Annotated in this window: 14 protein-coding genes and 1 pseudogene; 6 read left to right on the top strand and 9 right to left on the bottom strand. The window is 59.1% G+C overall.

The genetic code is table 11. The features are described from left to right. Positions 1 to 23 precede the first annotated feature (23 nt). The 6 genes from LY284_RS34250 to LY284_RS34225 all read right to left on the bottom strand — a co-directional run bounded on the left by LY284_RS34250 (position 24) and on the right by LY284_RS34225 (position 4541). Positions 24 to 1193, bottom strand: coding sequence for a zinc-dependent alcohol dehydrogenase (locus tag LY284_RS34250; RefSeq protein ID WP_233391481.1), 1170 nt, complete (start codon positions 1191 to 1193; stop codon positions 24 to 26). Positions 1194 to 1983: 790 nt separating this feature from the next. Then, positions 1984 to 2397 (bottom strand): hypothetical protein, encoded by a 414-nt coding sequence (locus LY284_RS34245; RefSeq protein WP_233391480.1) that lies wholly within the window; start codon positions 2395 to 2397, stop codon positions 1984 to 1986. Between the two features lie 46 nt (positions 2398 to 2443). Next, on the bottom strand, positions 2444 to 2698 hold the full coding sequence (locus tag LY284_RS34240) for a DUF378 domain-containing protein (protein ID WP_233391478.1): 255 nt from the start codon (positions 2696 to 2698) through the stop codon (positions 2444 to 2446). Positions 2699 to 2772: 74 nt separating this feature from the next. Then, entirely contained in the window at positions 2773 to 3648 is an 876-nt protein-coding gene (locus LY284_RS34235; protein WP_045462740.1) for a manganese catalase family protein, read from the bottom strand. A 310-nt stretch (positions 3649 to 3958) separates the two neighbouring features. Then, a complete protein-coding gene (locus LY284_RS34230) occupies positions 3959 to 4153 on the bottom strand; it encodes a DUF2934 domain-containing protein (protein WP_045462742.1) in 195 nt (64 codons plus the stop codon). 46 nt (positions 4154 to 4199) lie between these two features. Next, positions 4200 to 4541 carry a YqjD family protein gene (locus LY284_RS34225; protein WP_233391475.1) on the bottom strand — a complete coding sequence of 114 codons (342 nt, stop codon included), beginning with the start codon at positions 4539 to 4541 and terminating at the stop codon, positions 4200 to 4202. Positions 4542 to 4713: 172 nt separating this feature from the next. On the opposite strand from LY284_RS34225, the gene LY284_RS34220 reads away from it, so the two are divergent. Together LY284_RS34220 and LY284_RS34215 are read left to right on the top strand one after the other, a co-directional pair. After that, a complete protein-coding gene (locus tag LY284_RS34220; RefSeq protein ID WP_083973415.1) occupies positions 4714 to 5964 on the top strand; it encodes an MFS transporter in 1251 nt (416 codons plus the stop codon). A gap of 97 nt (positions 5965 to 6061) precedes the next feature. After that, a complete protein-coding gene (locus tag LY284_RS34215) occupies positions 6062 to 6691 on the top strand; it encodes a ferritin-like domain-containing protein (RefSeq protein ID WP_233391474.1) in 630 nt (209 codons plus the stop codon). 628 nt (positions 6692 to 7319) lie between these two features. On the opposite strand, the gene LY284_RS34210 is transcribed toward LY284_RS34215, so the two are convergent. Both LY284_RS34210 and LY284_RS34205 read right to left on the bottom strand, forming a co-directional pair. Beyond that, positions 7320 to 8630 (bottom strand): IS256 family transposase, encoded by a 1311-nt coding sequence (locus tag LY284_RS34210; protein ID WP_008345072.1) that lies wholly within the window; start codon positions 8628 to 8630, stop codon positions 7320 to 7322. 84 nt (positions 8631 to 8714) lie between these two features. Further along, positions 8715 to 11006, bottom strand: coding sequence for a PAS domain S-box protein (locus LY284_RS34205; protein WP_233392071.1), 2292 nt, complete (start codon positions 11004 to 11006; stop codon positions 8715 to 8717). Positions 11007 to 11347: 341 nt separating this feature from the next. Between LY284_RS34205 and LY284_RS34200 the strand changes: the two genes are divergently transcribed. Both LY284_RS34200 and LY284_RS34195 read left to right on the top strand, forming a co-directional pair. After that, positions 11348 to 11659, top strand: coding sequence for a hypothetical protein (locus LY284_RS34200; RefSeq protein ID WP_233391472.1), 312 nt, complete (start codon positions 11348 to 11350; stop codon positions 11657 to 11659). A gap of 103 nt (positions 11660 to 11762) precedes the next feature. Next, a pseudogene (locus LY284_RS34195) lies at positions 11763 to 12922 on the top strand (IS30 family transposase). A gap of 87 nt (positions 12923 to 13009) precedes the next feature. On the opposite strand, the gene LY284_RS39375 reads toward LY284_RS34195, so the two are convergent. Beyond that, positions 13010 to 13141: a hypothetical protein gene (locus LY284_RS39375; RefSeq protein WP_375294324.1), complete on the bottom strand. Its 132-nt coding sequence runs from the start codon at positions 13139 to 13141 to the stop codon at positions 13010 to 13012. Between the two features lie 285 nt (positions 13142 to 13426). On the opposite strand from LY284_RS39375, the gene LY284_RS34190 reads away from it, so the two are divergent. Together LY284_RS34190 and LY284_RS34185 are read left to right on the top strand one after the other, a co-directional pair. After that, entirely contained in the window at positions 13427 to 13924 is a 498-nt protein-coding gene (locus LY284_RS34190; RefSeq protein WP_233391469.1) for a hypothetical protein, read from the top strand. Beyond that, on the top strand, positions 13921 to 16902 hold the full coding sequence (locus LY284_RS34185) for a hypothetical protein (protein ID WP_233391468.1): 2982 nt from the start codon (positions 13921 to 13923) through the stop codon (positions 16900 to 16902). Before LY284_RS34190 ends, LY284_RS34185 begins: the two co-directional genes overlap by 4 nt. The last annotated feature ends 103 nt before the right edge of the window (positions 16903 to 17005 follow it).

The following is a 17005-nucleotide window of genomic DNA, read 5'->3' as shown; positions in this document are numbered from 1 at the left end:
CTGTGCCGCTCGGCTTGCCACTTTCACGGTCTGAGCACAACCTTTACGCAGCCGTCTTCTTTGTCGCGGAATGTCTTGTACATATCGGGTCCATCGGCGAGCGACACGCGATGCGTGATGACGAACGACGGATCGATCTGCCCTTCCTGGATGCGCCACAAGAGATCGTCGGTCCAGCGGTTGACGTGCGTCTGGCCCATGCGCCAAGTCAGGCCTTTGTTCATCGCCGCGCCGAACGGAATCTTGTCGATGAGGCCGCCATACACGCCCGGCACCGAGAGCGTTCCCGCGGGCCGGCATACGTAGATCATTTCGCGCAGCACGTGCGGCCGGTCCGATTCGAGCATCACGGCCTGTTTGGCGCGATCGTAGAGCGCGTCGAGGGAGCGCGGCGCGTGCGACTCCATGCCGACCGCATCGATGCATTTCTCTGGGCCTTTGCCTTGCGTCAGTTCCTTGAGGCGGTCTAGCACGCTCTCTTCCTTGAAGTCGATGCCGACCGCGCCCGCGGCACGCGCCATCGCGAGGCGCTCGGGGACGTGATCGATCACGACGACCTGCTTTGCGCCGAGCAGGATCGCGCTGCGCAGCGCCATCTGTCCGACTGGCCCCGCGCCCCAGATCGCGACGGTGTCGGTCGGCTCGATCTCGCATTGCACGGCCGCCTGCCAGCCGGTCGGGAGGATATCGCCGAGAAAGAGCACTTGTTCGTCGGTCAGGCCGTCCGGAATCTTGACGTGGGTCTTATCGGCGAACGGCACGCGCACGTATTCGGCCTGCCCGCCGGGATAGCCGCCCGTCAAATGGGTATAGCCGAAAAGGCCAGCAGTAGCGTGACCGAAAACCTTGTCAGCGTCTTCCTTGTTACGGTTACTGCGCTCGCAGACGGAGAAGTTGCCGCGCCTGCATTGATCGCATTCGCCACAGACGATCGTGAAAGGAATCACGACGCGCTCTCCGATTCTAAGCGCCGCATTCTCGCTGCCCACTTCGACGACTTCGCCCATGAACTCGTGGCCCATGATGTCGCCGGACTTCATGCCGGGCATGAAGCCATCGAACAGATGCAGGTCCGAGCCGCAGATCGCGCACGTCGAGACCTTGATGATCGCGTCGCGCGGATGTTCGATGAGCGGGTCCGGCACAGTCTCATAGCGAATGTCTTTTTTGCCTTGCCATACGAGCGCTTTCATGACGTGCATCCTCCGAGTGTGAGCAGTAGCAGCTTCCAGCAATGAGCGTACCGATCGCGCCCGGCGCGCCAGTACGAAAGCCGTGCCTTTCCAGCGCATCGCGTGGCTGGCGTGCATGGCGCAGGTTGCTATCTCGCGCATCGCAATGCGCGGCGCATCGTTGCCCTCTGTCGAGGCAACGAAACGCGAGGCGGTTGCGGAAGCGCCGCCTCTCTCACGCCACGCATGCAAAACGCACAGAGTGCGTTGCAAAGAGCACACTGGAGATGCGCGGCTCGACGGGCCCCATTTCACCGTCCCAGCAAGACGAGACAGCAGCCACGCGTGATCGGTGTGCCAGCGCGGACAGGGAACTCCAAGGGGGGCGCGCGAGCGAGCAGCACCATCGCCGCTGCTCCGAGCGCCTCGCCTCCTGTCGGGGTCGTAGACTACACCGCGGCGGCCTTGGCGCAAAAGGGGCTCTCGATCAGCCACAATCAACGGTACGCGCTGTGCCCGCGTTGAGGCGCCTCGTTGCGAACGGCAGATCGGTTCGAAATCCGGTTCGAGATCCGGGTCCTTGTGATCGTGTTCGGGCGTATAAGCGCCTTCTTCGGGATGATCCTTGCCTTTCGGAACCAGGCTTGCGTCCATGCTGCCGTGTTCGCGCTGGCGGATGGAACCGTCGGGCTTCTGCTCGACATCGCCGGCGCCGAGTTCCTCGCGCCGCTTGCGCCCGTTCGACGGGATCGGAGGGTTCGTTTGTCATGTTTGTCATTCCTGCGGGTTGAACGAAGAACGTCTGAGACGTTCAGGGCGTCAGGCGTTTCACCACTTCACCTTGCGCATCGAGAATCACGCTCGGGCGCGGTGCGACGGCGTCCGGAACGGTCACAACGCTGTCGTCGCCGACGAGGCGCGCAGGCCGGCCGGATGGCGCGCAGAGCGTCTCCGCGACGTCCGCCGCCGCGGCATGCACGGTCGCTAATGCTTCGGCCGCGTAATTTAGCGCATAGCTCGGCCAGCGCGCCAGCAATGCGGGCTGATAGGCACCGCCGGTGCGGTACTGAATGCTCTCGCCGGCCAGCGCAGTGTCGATCGTCTTCCGGTTGAGTTCGCTGAATTGCCTGAACGCGTCGTTGATGGTCAGCGTGAGGCGAAGACACGTTTCGACATTGGCGCGTGCAAGGTCGAGGCCCGGCAGGGCAAGCGTGAGTAAAAGCATGATTGCTCCTAGAAGAGATTCAGTGGATCGGCCGGTTTTCGGCGTTTCAGCGATGCGAGAGCCCGTGGGGACGAATGCTGACGAAAGCGCGGATCAACATGACGATGCCGGCCAGTCCCACCAGCACGTAGACGATGCGTGCGCCCGCCGTGCCCGCGCCAAAGAGGGCCACGACGAGATCGACATTCGCGAGGCCGACAAGCCCCCAATTCAGCGCGCCGATGATGACAAGCGCGCCTGAGATCCAGTCGATCGGGCTTCGATGCACGACGACGGTCCCCTTGGATGTCACGGTATTCATGTTTCGTTTCCTTGCGTAATGGGCGGGGGCAGCAGTCGCCGCCCCCGCACTGCGAGTTTCAATTCAGAGCGTCATCAGACCTGATTCGCTTTGCCCGCGCCCAGTTCCGCGCCGGTGGTCGGGTCCGCAGCCGGGTCCGACGCCGTGCGCGACGCCATCGCTTGCAGTGTTTGGATGTCCTGCTCGGAGACGTTCACGGTGGCCGTGCCGTCGCCGCCGTCGACCGCAGGCTGCGGGTCCTCGATGAACTGCCAGTCGGCTCCTTCGTTCCACGGGCCGCGCGCGTCGTCGCCCTTGGACATGTTGAAGTACACGCTCGTGAACTCCGGATTGCCGGGCAACTTGCCTTGCGGGAAGTTCGGCTGGATCGAATGCAAGGCCTTCTCGAACGACTTCTGATGCGCGATTTCACGGGTCATCAGAAAGCCCAGTGCCTCCTTGATGCCCGGGTCGTCGGTCACGTTGATGAGGCGTTCGTAGACGATCTTCGCGCGTGCTTCGGCGGCAATGTTGGAGCGCAGGTCGGCAGTCGGCTCACCGATGGTGTCGATATACGCCGAGGTCCAAGGCACGCCCGCCGAGTTCGTCAGCGGTGCACCGCCGCCATAGAGAATCGAGGTGATGTGCGAGTCATTGCCCGCGCCGGTCAGCGAACGATACATCTCCGCTTCGGACTGGACGCCCTCGGCCAACTGGCCCTTGGCGCCCTTGTTCAGCATGGCGACGATCGAACCGATCACTTCGAGGTGGCTGAGTTCTTCGGTGGCGATGTCGAAGAGCAGGTCCTTGCGTCCCGGATCGTCTTCGGCGACAGCCTGAGTGAAGTAACGGCAAGCAGCGGCGAGTTCGCCTTGCGGCCCGCCAAATTGCTCGAGTAGCAGGTTGGCAAGTCCGGGATTCGGAGACGCAACGCGAACGGTGTATTGCAAGCGCTTGTTGTGCACGAACATGGAGAAACTCCTTTTCGTAGGGACGAGCGAAGTCCTTGCGTGGACCGCGCAAGCGTCGATTCATGAAATGTGGGTGCTCAAAACGACTGGGAGGAGCGCCGTGGCGTCACTTGCAGTCCTGCTGTTTCGAGCCTCAGCGCAACGAATGCGCGCTGGCGTGATGCGGCAATGCCGCCGGTGTACAAGGGCGAACCACGCGTTGGCTACGATGGCTCGGTTACGGGGTCATTCGAGCAAAGGGTATGCCCACGCATGGAGCGGCCCGCGCGCTCGTGGGGCTAGCGGCCCGGCATGGGCGTTGGGCTGTGTATCACGAGGCGGGTCCGCTTCCTTCCCCGCCGGCACACGCCTGGTCACGAGTGTTGTTGCCCATGCCCGGTTCGTTCGCCAGTTGCTCCTGTGCCATCGCCCAGAAATCGCCAGAGCGCTCATCCGGGCTGCCGGCTTCTTCCCAAAGCCGATAGGCGAGTGTACGGACCTGCTCTTCGGTAGCGGGGACATTCATTCTCTTCTCCTGTGGATGGATGTTGATCGGCAGGGAAACGTCACGCTCAACGCGAAACCAGCATGCCCACGACCACGCCAGCCAGTGCGGCCATCGTGATGGCTTTCCACGGGTTCTCATGCACGAAATCGTCAGTCGTGTCGGAGGCGATCCGGTGCCTTTGGCTGATGGCGTCCTGCACCTCTTTTGCACTCGCGCGTAAATTGCTCGACGACGAACCGTCGCCTCCCGCGTCCCACGACTTGGATGCTTCACGAAAATTGCGCTCGTCGTTTTTCGCGGAGGCTTGATTGTGTTCGCCAGAAGCCATGCTTGCGCTCGTTGGAAAATCGTAGGTACTGTCGGCTCGTTCGGTCTTCAGAGCGTCGACGGGGTCGTTGTCGGTCATGCTTGCCTCCCATGTGCAAAGTGGAATACGGTGAGGCGCGGACCACTTCGACTAGTACGTATCGAATATTGAACGCGATCCGCGCATAGGGCATGCGCACCGGCGCAATCGGCGTGCCGCCGCCCCGGTTTGGCGCCGGAATGCAACGCCGCTTGTCTTTAACGATCGAGACATGGAAGACGCCCAGTTGACCGTAGGTCCATCACTGCCGCCGACAAGCGTGATGCGTGCGAGCGGCTTCGTACCACTGTGGACGGCCGGCGCGGTGTCGGCTTCGATGATGTGGCTGGAAATGCTGGCCGCTGCGCTGTTCACTTTCAATGCGACACATTCCGTCGTGGAGGTTGCAGTGGTCTCCGCCTGCCGTAGTTTGCCGCTTCTTTTGAGTGGCGCGGTCATGGGCGTCATCGCCGAAGCGGTGGACCGAAAGAAAATCGTGCTTCTCGGTCTTTTGTTGACTGGCGCTTCATCGACGACAGTCGCGGTCCTGTCTTGGCTCGGGGTGCTGTCTACGTGGCACCTATGCGCTGCCGCGTTGGTGAGCGGTGTCGTCTATGCCACCGAGATGCCGGCACGACGGCGCATGATCGCCGAGACGGCAGGCGCGTCGATGGCCGCTCGTGCGGTCGCCATTGACAGCATGACCAACTACGCGACGCGATGCATCGGTTCTCTGCTGGGTGGCTCGGTCTACGGAGCGCTTGGAATCGCAATATCGTATTGTCTCTCTGGGACGGCGTCTCTTTGCGCCGCTGTGCTCGTGTCCAGGCTCACGACCGGGCAGGCGTCGACGGCGCGACTCTCCTTGCCTCAAACGCGCCGAGACCTCATCGAAGCATGGCAATATGCCCGAGACAGCAAAATGATTACGGCGCTTTTGATCGTAACGGTCGTCACAAACTTGTGCGGTTACAGCTACAACGTCCTACTTACACCTCTCGGACGAGATACCTTCAACTTCTCGGCCTTGATGATCGGCGTGCTTTCCTCGGCAGAGCCGGCCGGGTCTTTTGTCGCCGCAGCGGTGATCGGAAGCGCTCGCATGCGTGGGCGATCTCTTCCCTGGTTACTCAGCGGGTCGATCCTGCTTTTTCTCGCGATCGCGATTGCCGGGGTCGCGAGCGCGCATCGGTGTTCGCTGGTCTTGGTGCTTGCCGTTTTCTTCATCGGCGGACTGGGAAGCGCCGCGTACAACATCCATCAGACGACCGTCGTGATCGAGTCGGTTCCCGATGGCATGCGCAGCCGTGTCTTCGGGCTGGTGACCGTCGGAATCGGATGTTGGCCAGTCGGAACGTTGTTTGCGGGCGGGCTTGCTAGCGGACTTGGACCGAGTGGAGCGTTAATGGTGCTGGGCTTGGTCGGCATCGCCGGTAATTGCCTTCTGGCAGTTAGCGTCGCGCGGGCAGGAATGCTTCGGTAGGACGGCTTTGGCGACGCAAATGCCTAGCCGCGCACTGCATGCTTCAGTCGAGAGCCAGCGCTGCGCGACTCGATTACCGGCGAGGGAGCATGTCTTTATGCTTCGCTGCGACTCGCGGAGGGAATTGCAAGAGCGGTTCTGTCCGCGCCGTTCGTTCGCGCGCGGCATAGGGATTGCGAACAAGCGCGGGCGCGGTCTTGCGCCTTACATCAACGGAGAATCCCGTGCCGACCAAACTCTCAATGATCTGTTCATTCATTCGCTCTCGGACGTCTACCGCGCAGAAAAGCAACTGACGAAAGCATTGCCGCGGCTCGCTCGCGCCGCAACCAACGAAGACCTGGCCGCCGCTTTCAGAACGCACCTCGAAGAAACGCAAGGGCAGATCGAGCGGATCGAGCGGATCGATCAGGTGGTGGAAAGCGCGGGGATCGAGCTGAAGCGGATCAAGTGCTTCGCGATGGAAGGACTGGTGGAAGAAGGACAGGAGCAGATCGAAGAAATCGAGAAGGGCCCCATCCTGGACGCCGCGCTTATCGCAGCCGCGCAGAAGGTCGAGCACTATGAAATTGCGACCTACGGGACGTTAGCCACGCTCGCGAAGAAGCTTGGCTACAACGACGGAATGACGCTGCTTCTGGAGACGCTCCAGGAAGAGAAGGCAACGGATGAAAAGTTGACGCTGTTGGCCAAGCAGGAGTTGACCGAGCAGGAAGTCGGAAAGTAGACCCATCGCACTCGCCGACGACGCCACGCGGCGTGTACGCGGAGACGTCGTCGAGCAGCGTAATTGGGAGGGTAGCAATTAGCGCGAGAGGCTGATTTCACGAAGCGGATCCGGATTCCGTAACTACAAAGCCGCGTGCCAACGTAGGATCACCTACGGTAGCTGCCTTTCGTTGCCTACCAAGCGACTGTAGGAAGAGCCGCGTGCGACAGTTCGCGGGGTAATCGTGGCGAGTCCTCGCCGCTCCCATCTCCATCTTCGGCAACCGGCCAATTGCGGACTTCCTTAGGTCCCGTCAGCCTGCCCCTCGGATGACCGCTCCTCGTTGCTCAGCGGCCCGTCAAAGCTGCGGTGCAGCTGCGCACTGCGAGTGCGACGAAGCGTCGACATGGTCGGCAGAGCGCAGCGCGCGACTTAGTCGTGCCGTACTGGCTGCGTCCGTCCTCGTGCCAACATTCTCCGTCAAGGGTTATTCTCCCGCGCTTTACGAAGCGCTGCCTCCAACTGGTCAACGGCGTAGGGCTTGCGAAGGCTTTGCCAATGAAAGTCGCCGGGGTCGATGTCTTGAACCGTGTCACGGCGATGTCCCGAAGACAGTTGAAGGTTGGGACGGCGGGTGCGGCATAGGTTAGGCAACCTTCCGATCATGGTCAATTGATTTCGAGCGTGACCGTTTCAAGGCCGCAGCGAGAATCCAGAGTTCATTCACGCCGAGGATTTTTCGGAAGTGCTTCTCAGCTTCCAGGAAGCCCGCGGCTGTCCAGCGCAACGCCATGTCGGCGTCGCGATAGCGCTTCACGCGCCCCGCGACACGGCGCACCGCGCCGTTGGGATTCTCGATGATGTTGGTCGTCGACAGCCCGCGCATGAGCGCCGGCGTCAGGCCCAGCTTGTTCACCGTGAAAGTTTCCTCCAGCCCCTCGAGCAGTGCGGCCGAGGCGTCCGGATAGTCGGCCTTGAGCCACGCCGCGTGCGTCTTGAGCTTGGCGATGCCATCGTCGGTCGACAACTTGTAGGCGGCCTTCATGATCGCGGCGGTTTGCGAAACGCTCTCCTTGGGCAGGCGCTCGAGGACGTTGCGCTGCTTGTGCACACGGCAGCGCTGCACGTGGGCGCGTTCGCCGAAGAACTCCTCGATGGCCGAGCGCAGCGCTTTGGAACCATCGATCACGAACAGGTATTCGCGATCCGCAGGCACGCCGCGCTCGATCAGTCCGCGCAACAGATCCTTGACGACCTGGGCGTTCTCACTCGACCCGCTCGCGAGACCCAGGAGGTGTTTCTCGCCGGGGCTGTCCACGCCGATAGCGGCGATGATGTGACGTGAGTCGACGATGATGCCGTCAAGGTAGATCGCCAGAAAGTCCTTGTCATCGAAGCGCCGCCCCATCAGCTCGGTGAGCGCCGTCTGGCTGGCCTTGATGAACTCGCGCGAGACGCTGCTCTTGGAGATGCCAACGGTGCCGGCCATCTCGGGCAGGACCTTGGCATATTTGCGCGTCGACACGCCCGTGACCATGATCTCGTGCACGCGCTCGGCGAGCCGCGGATTCTCGTTCAATTGCTCGTAGGCGGGGACCGGCACTTCGCCGCCGCCACGACGCCGAAGGCGCGGCCGCTTCACGTTCAACTTGCGTTCGTCCATCACAATCTGGCCTTGCTGCGAGCCGTGCCAGCGGATCTCGCCGCCTCTGCGGCCCGGATGCTTCTCGCCGGCGACTTCCGTCGCCGAGATCACCAGCAGTTGCTCGACAAGGCTACGGCCGGCTTCGTGCATCAACTCGTCGATGCTCGCGCGGGTGTTCTGAATCAGATCGAGCATGGGCAACAGGAGCTGACTGTTCTCGGCAAAACAGGCACGCAGTCCTTCCGGGTCCTGCTTGGGCACCACGTGCAACGGCGCGCTGGCGCTTTGGGGCTTCTTCTTGGTACGCTTCATTTGGCGGTTCTCCTTGGTTCCCTGTCCGGGAAGTTGGTCGTCGAAACCCGATTCTCTCGGATTTCCAACGGGGAACCGCCGCCTTCAACCTTCAACTACGCCCGGGACATTGCCCGTGTCACCGGATGCGAAAATAACCGAGATACCCCTGTGCACCGTCGCGATGCGATGAGCTAATTCGATACCGGAAAGGTCGGGCAGGTGCACATCGGTAAGAAGCACGTCGAACGGGGTTTTATCGAATGCGTCGAGTGCGGACTGCGCGCTGGACGCGGTTGTCGGGCAATGCCCTAACATTCGCAGCAGTTCGCTTACCGCATCGCGCGTCGGCTCGTCATCTTCTACGACCAGCACGCGAAGAGCTATGCGCTCCGCGACGTCGGGCGTGCTTGTAGAAACAGAGTCTGCGCCGTCTTTCAGAGGCAGTCCCTCGGAGCCCAAGACCTGTCGGACTTTGGCCGCGAGCTCCTTGCGGCTGTACGGCTTACTGATGAGCTCAACGTTGGGGTCAAGCCGGCCGCCGTGAACAATTGCGTTCTGCGTATAGCCGGAGGTGAAAAGAACGCGCAAATGTGGCTGCAGCTGAACAGCACGTCGTGCCATTTCGGGACTCTTCAACGTTCCCGGCATCACGACGTCTGTGAAGAGAAGATCGACGTGAACGCCGCTGCTGAGCACTGCAATGGCTTGATCGGCGTTGTCTGCCTTCAACACGGTGTAGCCAAGGTCGGTAAACATCGCGATTACCGTCGCTTGCACCTTAGTGTCGTCCTCGACGACGAGCACCGTCTCACTGCCTCCCATGGCGGGAGCATTAAGTCTAGTAGTCGCTTCGCGCGCTTCGGCAGACGTTCGCGGCAGGTAGATCCGTACCGTTGTGCCATGCTGCGGCTCACTGTATATACGTATGTGTCCGCCACTCTGCTTCACAAAGCCGTAAGCCATGCTGAGACCCAGCCCGGTTCCTTGGCCTTCAGGTTTCGTGGTGAAGAACGGGTCAAAGGCTCTCTCGAGCACATCGGCCGACATGCCGCATCCGGTGTCGGTCACGCCAAGCAATACATATTGACCAGCCGGCACGTCTGAAAGCGAGCGCACGTAGTCGTCGTCAAGCATCGCATTCGACAATTCCAGCGTCAGCTTGCCGCCATCGGGCATCGCGTCGCGCGCGTTGATTGCCAAATTTAATAGGACGTTCTCAAGCTGGTGAACGTCGACGAACGCATTCCAGAGGCCGCCGGACACCACTGTTTCCACTTCGATGGTTTCTCCAAGTGCCCGGCGCAGCAGATCATCCGTGCCGCGGACCATAGCTGCGAGGTTGACGGGCTCCGGCCGAAGCGCCTGGCGCCGACCAAACGCCAGTAATTGCGAGGCGAGCGTTGCGCCGCGCTCGACCGCCTGAATCGCGTTTCCGAAGCGCTCCATTGACCACTGATCCCGGGCGCAACGGGTTTGGAGCAGTTCGAGATTGCCACGCAAAACCTGCAGCACGTTGTTGAAATCGTGGGCCACGCCTCCTGTCAGCCTGCCGATCGCCTCCATCTTTTGCGCCCGAAAAAGCGCGGCTTTTGTCTCCTCGAGAAGCTTGTCGGCTTCTCGCTTCTCTGTGACGTCTCGAGTAATTTTCGCAAATCCAAGCAGGGTGCCGGAGTCGTCGCGAATCGCATCGACGACTACGTGGGCGACGAATCGTGTCCCGTCGCGGCGCACACGCCATCCTTCTGATTCGAAACGTCCCTCACGGGCTGCAATCTCGAGTGCACGTTGCGGCAGGCCGGCGGCGGCGTCTTCCGGCGTGTAGAACGTGGAAAAGTGCGAGCCCAATATTTCCTGCGCGCTGTAGCCCTTGATGCGCCGTGCGCCGTTGTTCCAGTTGGTGACAAAACCGTCTGGCGACAGCATGTAGATCGCGTAGTCAGAAACGCCGTCGACGAGTAATCGGAATCGTTGCTCGCTTTCGATTACCGCCTCGTGAGCCTTCCGTTTCTCGCTTTCGTCGCGTACAAGCTTTGCGAAGCCAACTGGGGTGCCGTTTGGATCCATGAGCACAGTTGTCACGACGCTCGCCCACAACACCGATCCGTCCTTTCGTTTACGCCAGCCCTCGATCGCGGAGCTACCTTTTTCTCGCGCCTGGCGCAGTTCAGCTTCAAACGCCTCTCGCTCCTTTGGATCATCGGGAAGCAAGACGGTCGAATGCGCTCCGATGATTTCGTCGGGGCGGTAGCCATAGATGACCTCCGCTCCGGCGTTCCAGGTCGAGATGATGCCATCGGGCGTTATGGCGAATACTGCGAGTTCTGTGACGGACCTGGCCCACTCCGTTGCCCAGTGCTCAGCGGCGGGACCATCCGGGTTCTCGGTGCGAGACATATCGTTCATTTTTTGTACATGGACGCCGTCCATTCTACAAGCGCCAGCGACAACTCAATCGCGCTGTCCACATATTGCGCCGCTCGCCGCCGTGCGTTCTGTTTCTTCCGCCAATTCCCAGATTGAAGAGCATCGATCGGTAACGGCCTCAATGCCGGGGTGAGGCGGCAGCCTTGGCAGGCTTCTGTCGCAAACCCGAGCCCTTTGGAACCTGACCGCGGCCTTGAGGCTTGTCCGCGGTTGATCCTCTTGCCGTTGCGCCGGCTATTCGACCAAGGCGCCGCGACGCGATGGGCACCAGGATTGCGTTCCTCGAGTAGAAACATATCAGGACGCAAAGGATGAGAGCAACAATTTGGGGACATAGTCAGCTACCGGAAGGGCATCAGGAGATTCATCGCTTTGCCTTCGAGCTGCACGATGGGAGTGCGGCTCCGCCCGTCCGCGAATCCATTTCTCTGCGTACTGCTCGGGTTGTCGTAGCACACCTACAAGACGGCAACGCCTTGATTCGAATGTTCAGAGCCATCGTCGAAAGCGAACCGGCGGACTATGATCGCTTGGTCGGACAGACCTTTCAGGATGATTTCATCGAAAATGGTCCGAGCGATCGCGTCGATGATTCGCAGGAATGGCAGAACGCCGATCGCTGACGCCCTGACATGACGACATTTGGACCGCGAGGCGCATGTCGGCGGCGGATTCAACCGGTCGATGCAACACCTAGAATCTGCATGAGCAGCGGAGGTGTTGCAAATGAAGCAGCGACCGAGAATCTACTACTCCGAGACCCAGAAAGCGCTGATGTGGGACCGATGGCGCAAGGGCGATACGATTCATCAGATTGCCAAGCTGTTCGATCGCGGGCATTCTTCGATTCAGCGGATACTATCGGAGACCGGCGGCATCCAGCCGGTGCAAAGGCACCGCGCGCCACAGGCATTGACGCTCGCGGAGCGCGAGGAGATTTCCCGCTTCCTGGTGTCCGGATTATCGATTCGGTCGATCGCAGCCAGGCTGGGACGCGCTCCTTCCACTATAAGTCGCGAGTTGCAGCGCAACGGAGGCGGCCAAGGCTATCGAGCAAGCCAGGCGGATGCGATCGCGTGGGAGCGGGCGCGTCGGCCGAAGGTTTGCAAATTGGTGCGCAACCAGACGCTGGCGCGAGTCGTCGCTGCAAAGCTCAACCTGCAGTGGTCCCCTGAGCAGATTGCTGGTTGGCTCAGACATGCTTATGCGGTCAACAAGGACTATTTGGTGTCGCACGAGACAATCTATCGGAGCCTCTATATTCAAGCTCGTGGTGCCCTGAAAAGGAATTGCTTGAGCACTTGCGACGCTCTCGAACCATGCGCCGGTCCCGTCATCACACACTGAAAACCGAAGGCCGCACGAACATTCGCGACGCCGTGTCCATTAGTGAACGCCCTGCTACGGCGGAGGATCGCGCAATCCCCGGGCACTGGGAAGGAGACTTGTTGTATGGCAACGCTACGAGCCAGATTGCAACTCTCGTCGAACGTCAAAGTCGATTCGTGATGCTGGTGAAAGTCGCCAGCAAGGACTCTGAGGCTGTGGTTGACGCGCTAATACGACACGCCAGCAAGTTACCCCGGGAACTGTATAAATCGCTGACGTGGGATAGGGGTTCGGAAATGGCCGATCACAACCGCTTTACTGTCGCTACCGACATTGAGGTCTATTTCTGCGACCCGCAGCATCCCTGGCAACGCGGTTCGAACGAAAACACGAATGGGCTTCTGAGGCAATACTTCCCTAAGGGTACCGATCTATCTGCCTACTCACAGACTAAGCTAAATGCCGTAGCCAGGCGGCTCAACGAACGTCCTCGAAAAACCCTAAACTTCGATACACCAGCTGAGCGATTTAACCAAATCGTTGCATCGACCGGTTGAATCCGCCGCCAGTTTTAGACATTCGCGATCTCACCCGCGAGGACGCTCACACGGCAGTTTGCCCCGTAAGCGGACACGCAGATTTTTTTATCGCGCCGAATTATGATGACCGCCGCTGGCAATGGCTTGCACCTCGGTCAGATTGGTAACCTTGGTCGGCTCTGCTCTCTGGATCGTGGTGCCGTCGCCCGACTGTCCCGAATAATTCGAACCCCACAAGCCCGTGCGGAATGAAGCCCCACCGTGGGGCGTTAGCCGAGTTAGGTTGCAAACGGCTAACGATTGTATAGGATACGTTACAAGGGTGTTTCCGGCCCGACTCGCTTTGCCCCTAAGCCGCAGCTGCAGCAAACTGGCAGCCTCGTTATGTTACGGACCTTTTTGCTTGCCGTACTTCTTCTGACTAGGGCGGCCTGCAACGCCGAAACTCCGCCGCAAGTTTTGCCAGCGTTAGGAGACTGCAAACCGGACCGTGCCTTCAATCCGGAGGAGGCTGGGATTGTCATGGTGCCGCGCCCTAAAATCTCCGACGTTGAAGTTGATTTTCAAACATTGGTCAGCCTAAAAAAAGCTCCGCAAGGCAACCAATTCTTAGGATGGTGGACGTGGCGTCTAATCGGCTACGAATACCCCTCGTTGGTATCGCTTGAAACGACAGGATATGGTCCCCAAAAGCCCGGACCTAATATTCCTACTGATTATGTGAGAGGCCATAAGACCATTGAGCAGGCTCGCGTCTGGACTTGCGAGGAATACCGACGGCTTGCGGTACCGGTCTATACCGCCGATACGATGAGAAAAGCTTTCGACGCGCTTGAAAAGGAGAATGAAGCGTTGCGAGCAGTGCTGCGGACCGCCGCGAGTGACGCGGCCGCCTTGTCTGCTAAGGTCAATGCGCTCGGCAGTCAATTAGATGCCCTTCGTGCGGACGTCCCAGGGGCGAAATCGGCAGTAGCGGCGTCGGGGGCTCGGCGCGGTCAAGCCTCCCCGGCACGACAATGACTTTTCGCGGCCTGAATAGCAGACGCTGGCCTTACGCTATTGGCGTTGTCAGTCTGCTTGGGATTTCATCCTCGGTTGCCCAATGCGAAACGCAGAACAATGGTTCGCGCGAACTCGCAGCGAGATTATCACCTACAGCGTCAGTACCTGCGCAGATGCTGATGTATCGCAAGCGCGATCTATATGTTGACCCGACGACAGGTCGGGAGCGACCAGTAATTTCTATGCCCAAGCAGACGTCTGCCAGCCAGGCGTTGCAAGAGCGGCTGGTGCTCGAACGACAGAGCTTTGAGTCTGACACGGGATACTGGAAGGGAGTCGAAGAACGGGCCTCGATAGCTGAGCTCGGCGCTACGGCGATATCCATGACAGGCTGGGGCTCGCTGCCCGGAACGATCGGCAACGTCGGTTTCGCTGCGGTGGGAAATGCCGCCAAAAGTGCCACGGACGCAGCGGTGATGAAGCACCGATCTAATATCAAGGATATTTACCGAAGTTACGGCGCGCAACTGAGAGCGAAACGACCGAAAGAGTATAGGGATACTCTAGCGATGCTATGGAGAAACAATGAGAGCGATCGTAGGGAAGCATTGAGATCCATTGCCGGTGGCATCGCGGATATGTTCGATCAGCGTCCACCGCACAGTCTAAGCGAATCAGAACTTATCGCTGCCACGCCAGATTTCATCGATGCTCTTCGCGAAGGATTGGTGAACACTCGACTTCTAAGCAAGGAGGAAATACGAGAATTAGGAGACAGAGTGTCTGCTGGAGAGGCTGCGCTTGCTAAAACCGGAGAGGCGGTATCGTATTGGCGTCGAGCTGCCGCGAACCAGCGAAAAGAAGGCGAGTACCTGCACGCGGAAGTCAGCAGCATGAAAACGTCGCTGCAGACGACTAATGGTCTGTTGTTTTCGCGCATGTCAGCCAGCGAGCAATCGCAAGCACTGAAATCAGGGATGGATCTAGGCCTTTCTGAAAAGCAACGTAACGAATTATTGAGAAAAATTGAGCCGATTGTCGACGAGGAAAATCGCAAAGCGTCCATATACGCTAGGCAAGAGACTGTCGGTAATGTAGTGACCATCGCTACGACAACCTTCGGCCTTATACGCGCCGTCGGAGGAGAAGTGCCTCCACACGTTGAGAAAGCTGTAAAGATTGGTCAAGGCTTATTTAACGTAGCTACTGGCTTTGCGTTGAATCCTATGTCTGGTATCACTGCACTTGGTGGGGCACTGTCTTTGTTCGGGCAACCAGGGGCGCAGGCATCCGATCCCGCTCTGCGACAAGAGATGAGCGAACTTAGAAAGGGCATGGAGGAAATAAAAAGAGTGCAGTTGGAGCAATTGACTCGTCTTCGGCAAATCGACGAACGTCTAATAAAGCAACATCGCGAGGTGATGTCTGAACTCGAGAAGATCAATGCGAGACTTATAACGTTGATAGCCTTCGCAATCAGACCGGTTGAGGACCGACTAGAAGCCTGTCGCTCCGTGACTAGGAAGCTCACGGATCTCGCCTCTGATTCGGCGTCCGACTCGTTCACTTATGACGTCTTCAAGACCGCCTTCGACGAAAATCCCGAACTCCGCAGCGACTTCGGCAGATGTAATTCAGTGTTACATACTCTGAGCTCTCTTTCACAGCAAGTGCCAAGTCCGTTTCTCACTCGCGGCCGTCTGAACGGAACAAATGATGCGGTGCAACAAGGCACGAGGACTGATACTACCTTCTATCGCCCGGCGTTCGACTTGATGGACCGTGTCAACAAATCCCACTCCGACTGGTGCGATGCGCACGTACGTGTATTAGCGGCGATGCCGGGCACCATGGAGGGAATCGATGATTTATTGGGAACGTGTATCAGTGATGGAAATTACGATCCGTCACATCATCTTGAGATGGTTTCGCACGGATTCGCGATCCATAACTACCGGGAAACGCTCTCGCTGTACGTACATCATGATGCACCGCTTTACGGACCGGGAGCGGACCAGGTACCGTTGCTCGAGCTTCTTCGGCGTTACCAGAGCGCTATCGCACCGCTCTATGAGGCAGTCGATTCCAATACGCAGCTCAGTAACGTGCGATTATTACCAGCCAAGACGCTCGCGAAACGCAAAGCATCGCCATCGGCCCTCGCGTCTGAACGGCTTGCGAGGATCTATGATCTTGCGTCGTTGGCGGCCGTTCAGGAATCGATGATGGCGGGCATTGGACTATTTTCTGAGCTCAGCGAAGCAGTCGATGCCGCCGTTAGAATCTCAGTGGATGGCAACGGCGTTACTAGCTCTCCCGTAGAAAATCTGGCTCGTCCGGCCTTAGCAGCTAGCGATGCTTCGGTGGCCGAAAAAGATTCTGCTAATGCATCGATTCAGGCGTTCGACGAACGATGTGATATACGGATTGACAGCCCTATTGATGCCGCCAGGTTAGCCTGTTTGTTTGAGCGCCATCCGCAGATGCTGATGAACACAGTCGTCTGGAAAGTGCGGAAGGCATTAACGTCGCCCAGTCAGAAAAGCGCTACCGACGCCGCAAACTTCTACCTCTATGGCCTCGCGCAGCAAAATGGGAGCCTATCCGTTCTCAACGAACTAACGTCGGAATCCAAGCATCCTATCCGCTGGGTCGAAGACTCGGCTCGAGCATTTGGCTTTGTGGTCAGATACGATTCAACCACTTTCGTCCCGCCCGGACAAGCACGCCCCGCAGCTGGAGCCTATTTCAAGTTCAAGAAGCTCGATAATTCTTTATGGTATCTTCCGTCGCCCGGACGATCGGATGTTGAGCGCGGAGTAATCCGGTATCGGCCAACGGCGTATTCGTTAGCTGCGACGCGGGCAGCGACTGAGGAAGAGTACTTGTTGTATCGAGTTCATCTGACAACGAAAAGGCGCGCTCCGGTGCCCCCAGAGTCCCGATCCACCGCCGCCTACATGGTGGAGGCTCTAACCTTCTCTGAAAAGCGATAAGGAGTTCCACCGGTAACAACGCCTCCATCCAACGGTCACAGGAACCGTAAATGGTGAGCACCATAATGGACGGGCGCGAAGTGATTGCAAGATTGTAAGAACG

This window comes from Caballeronia sp. PC1, assembly GCF_021353155.1.
GTDB lineage: Bacteria > Pseudomonadota > Gammaproteobacteria > Burkholderiales > Burkholderiaceae > Caballeronia > Caballeronia cordobensis.
This window is presented reverse-complemented; position numbering and strand designations above follow the sequence as displayed.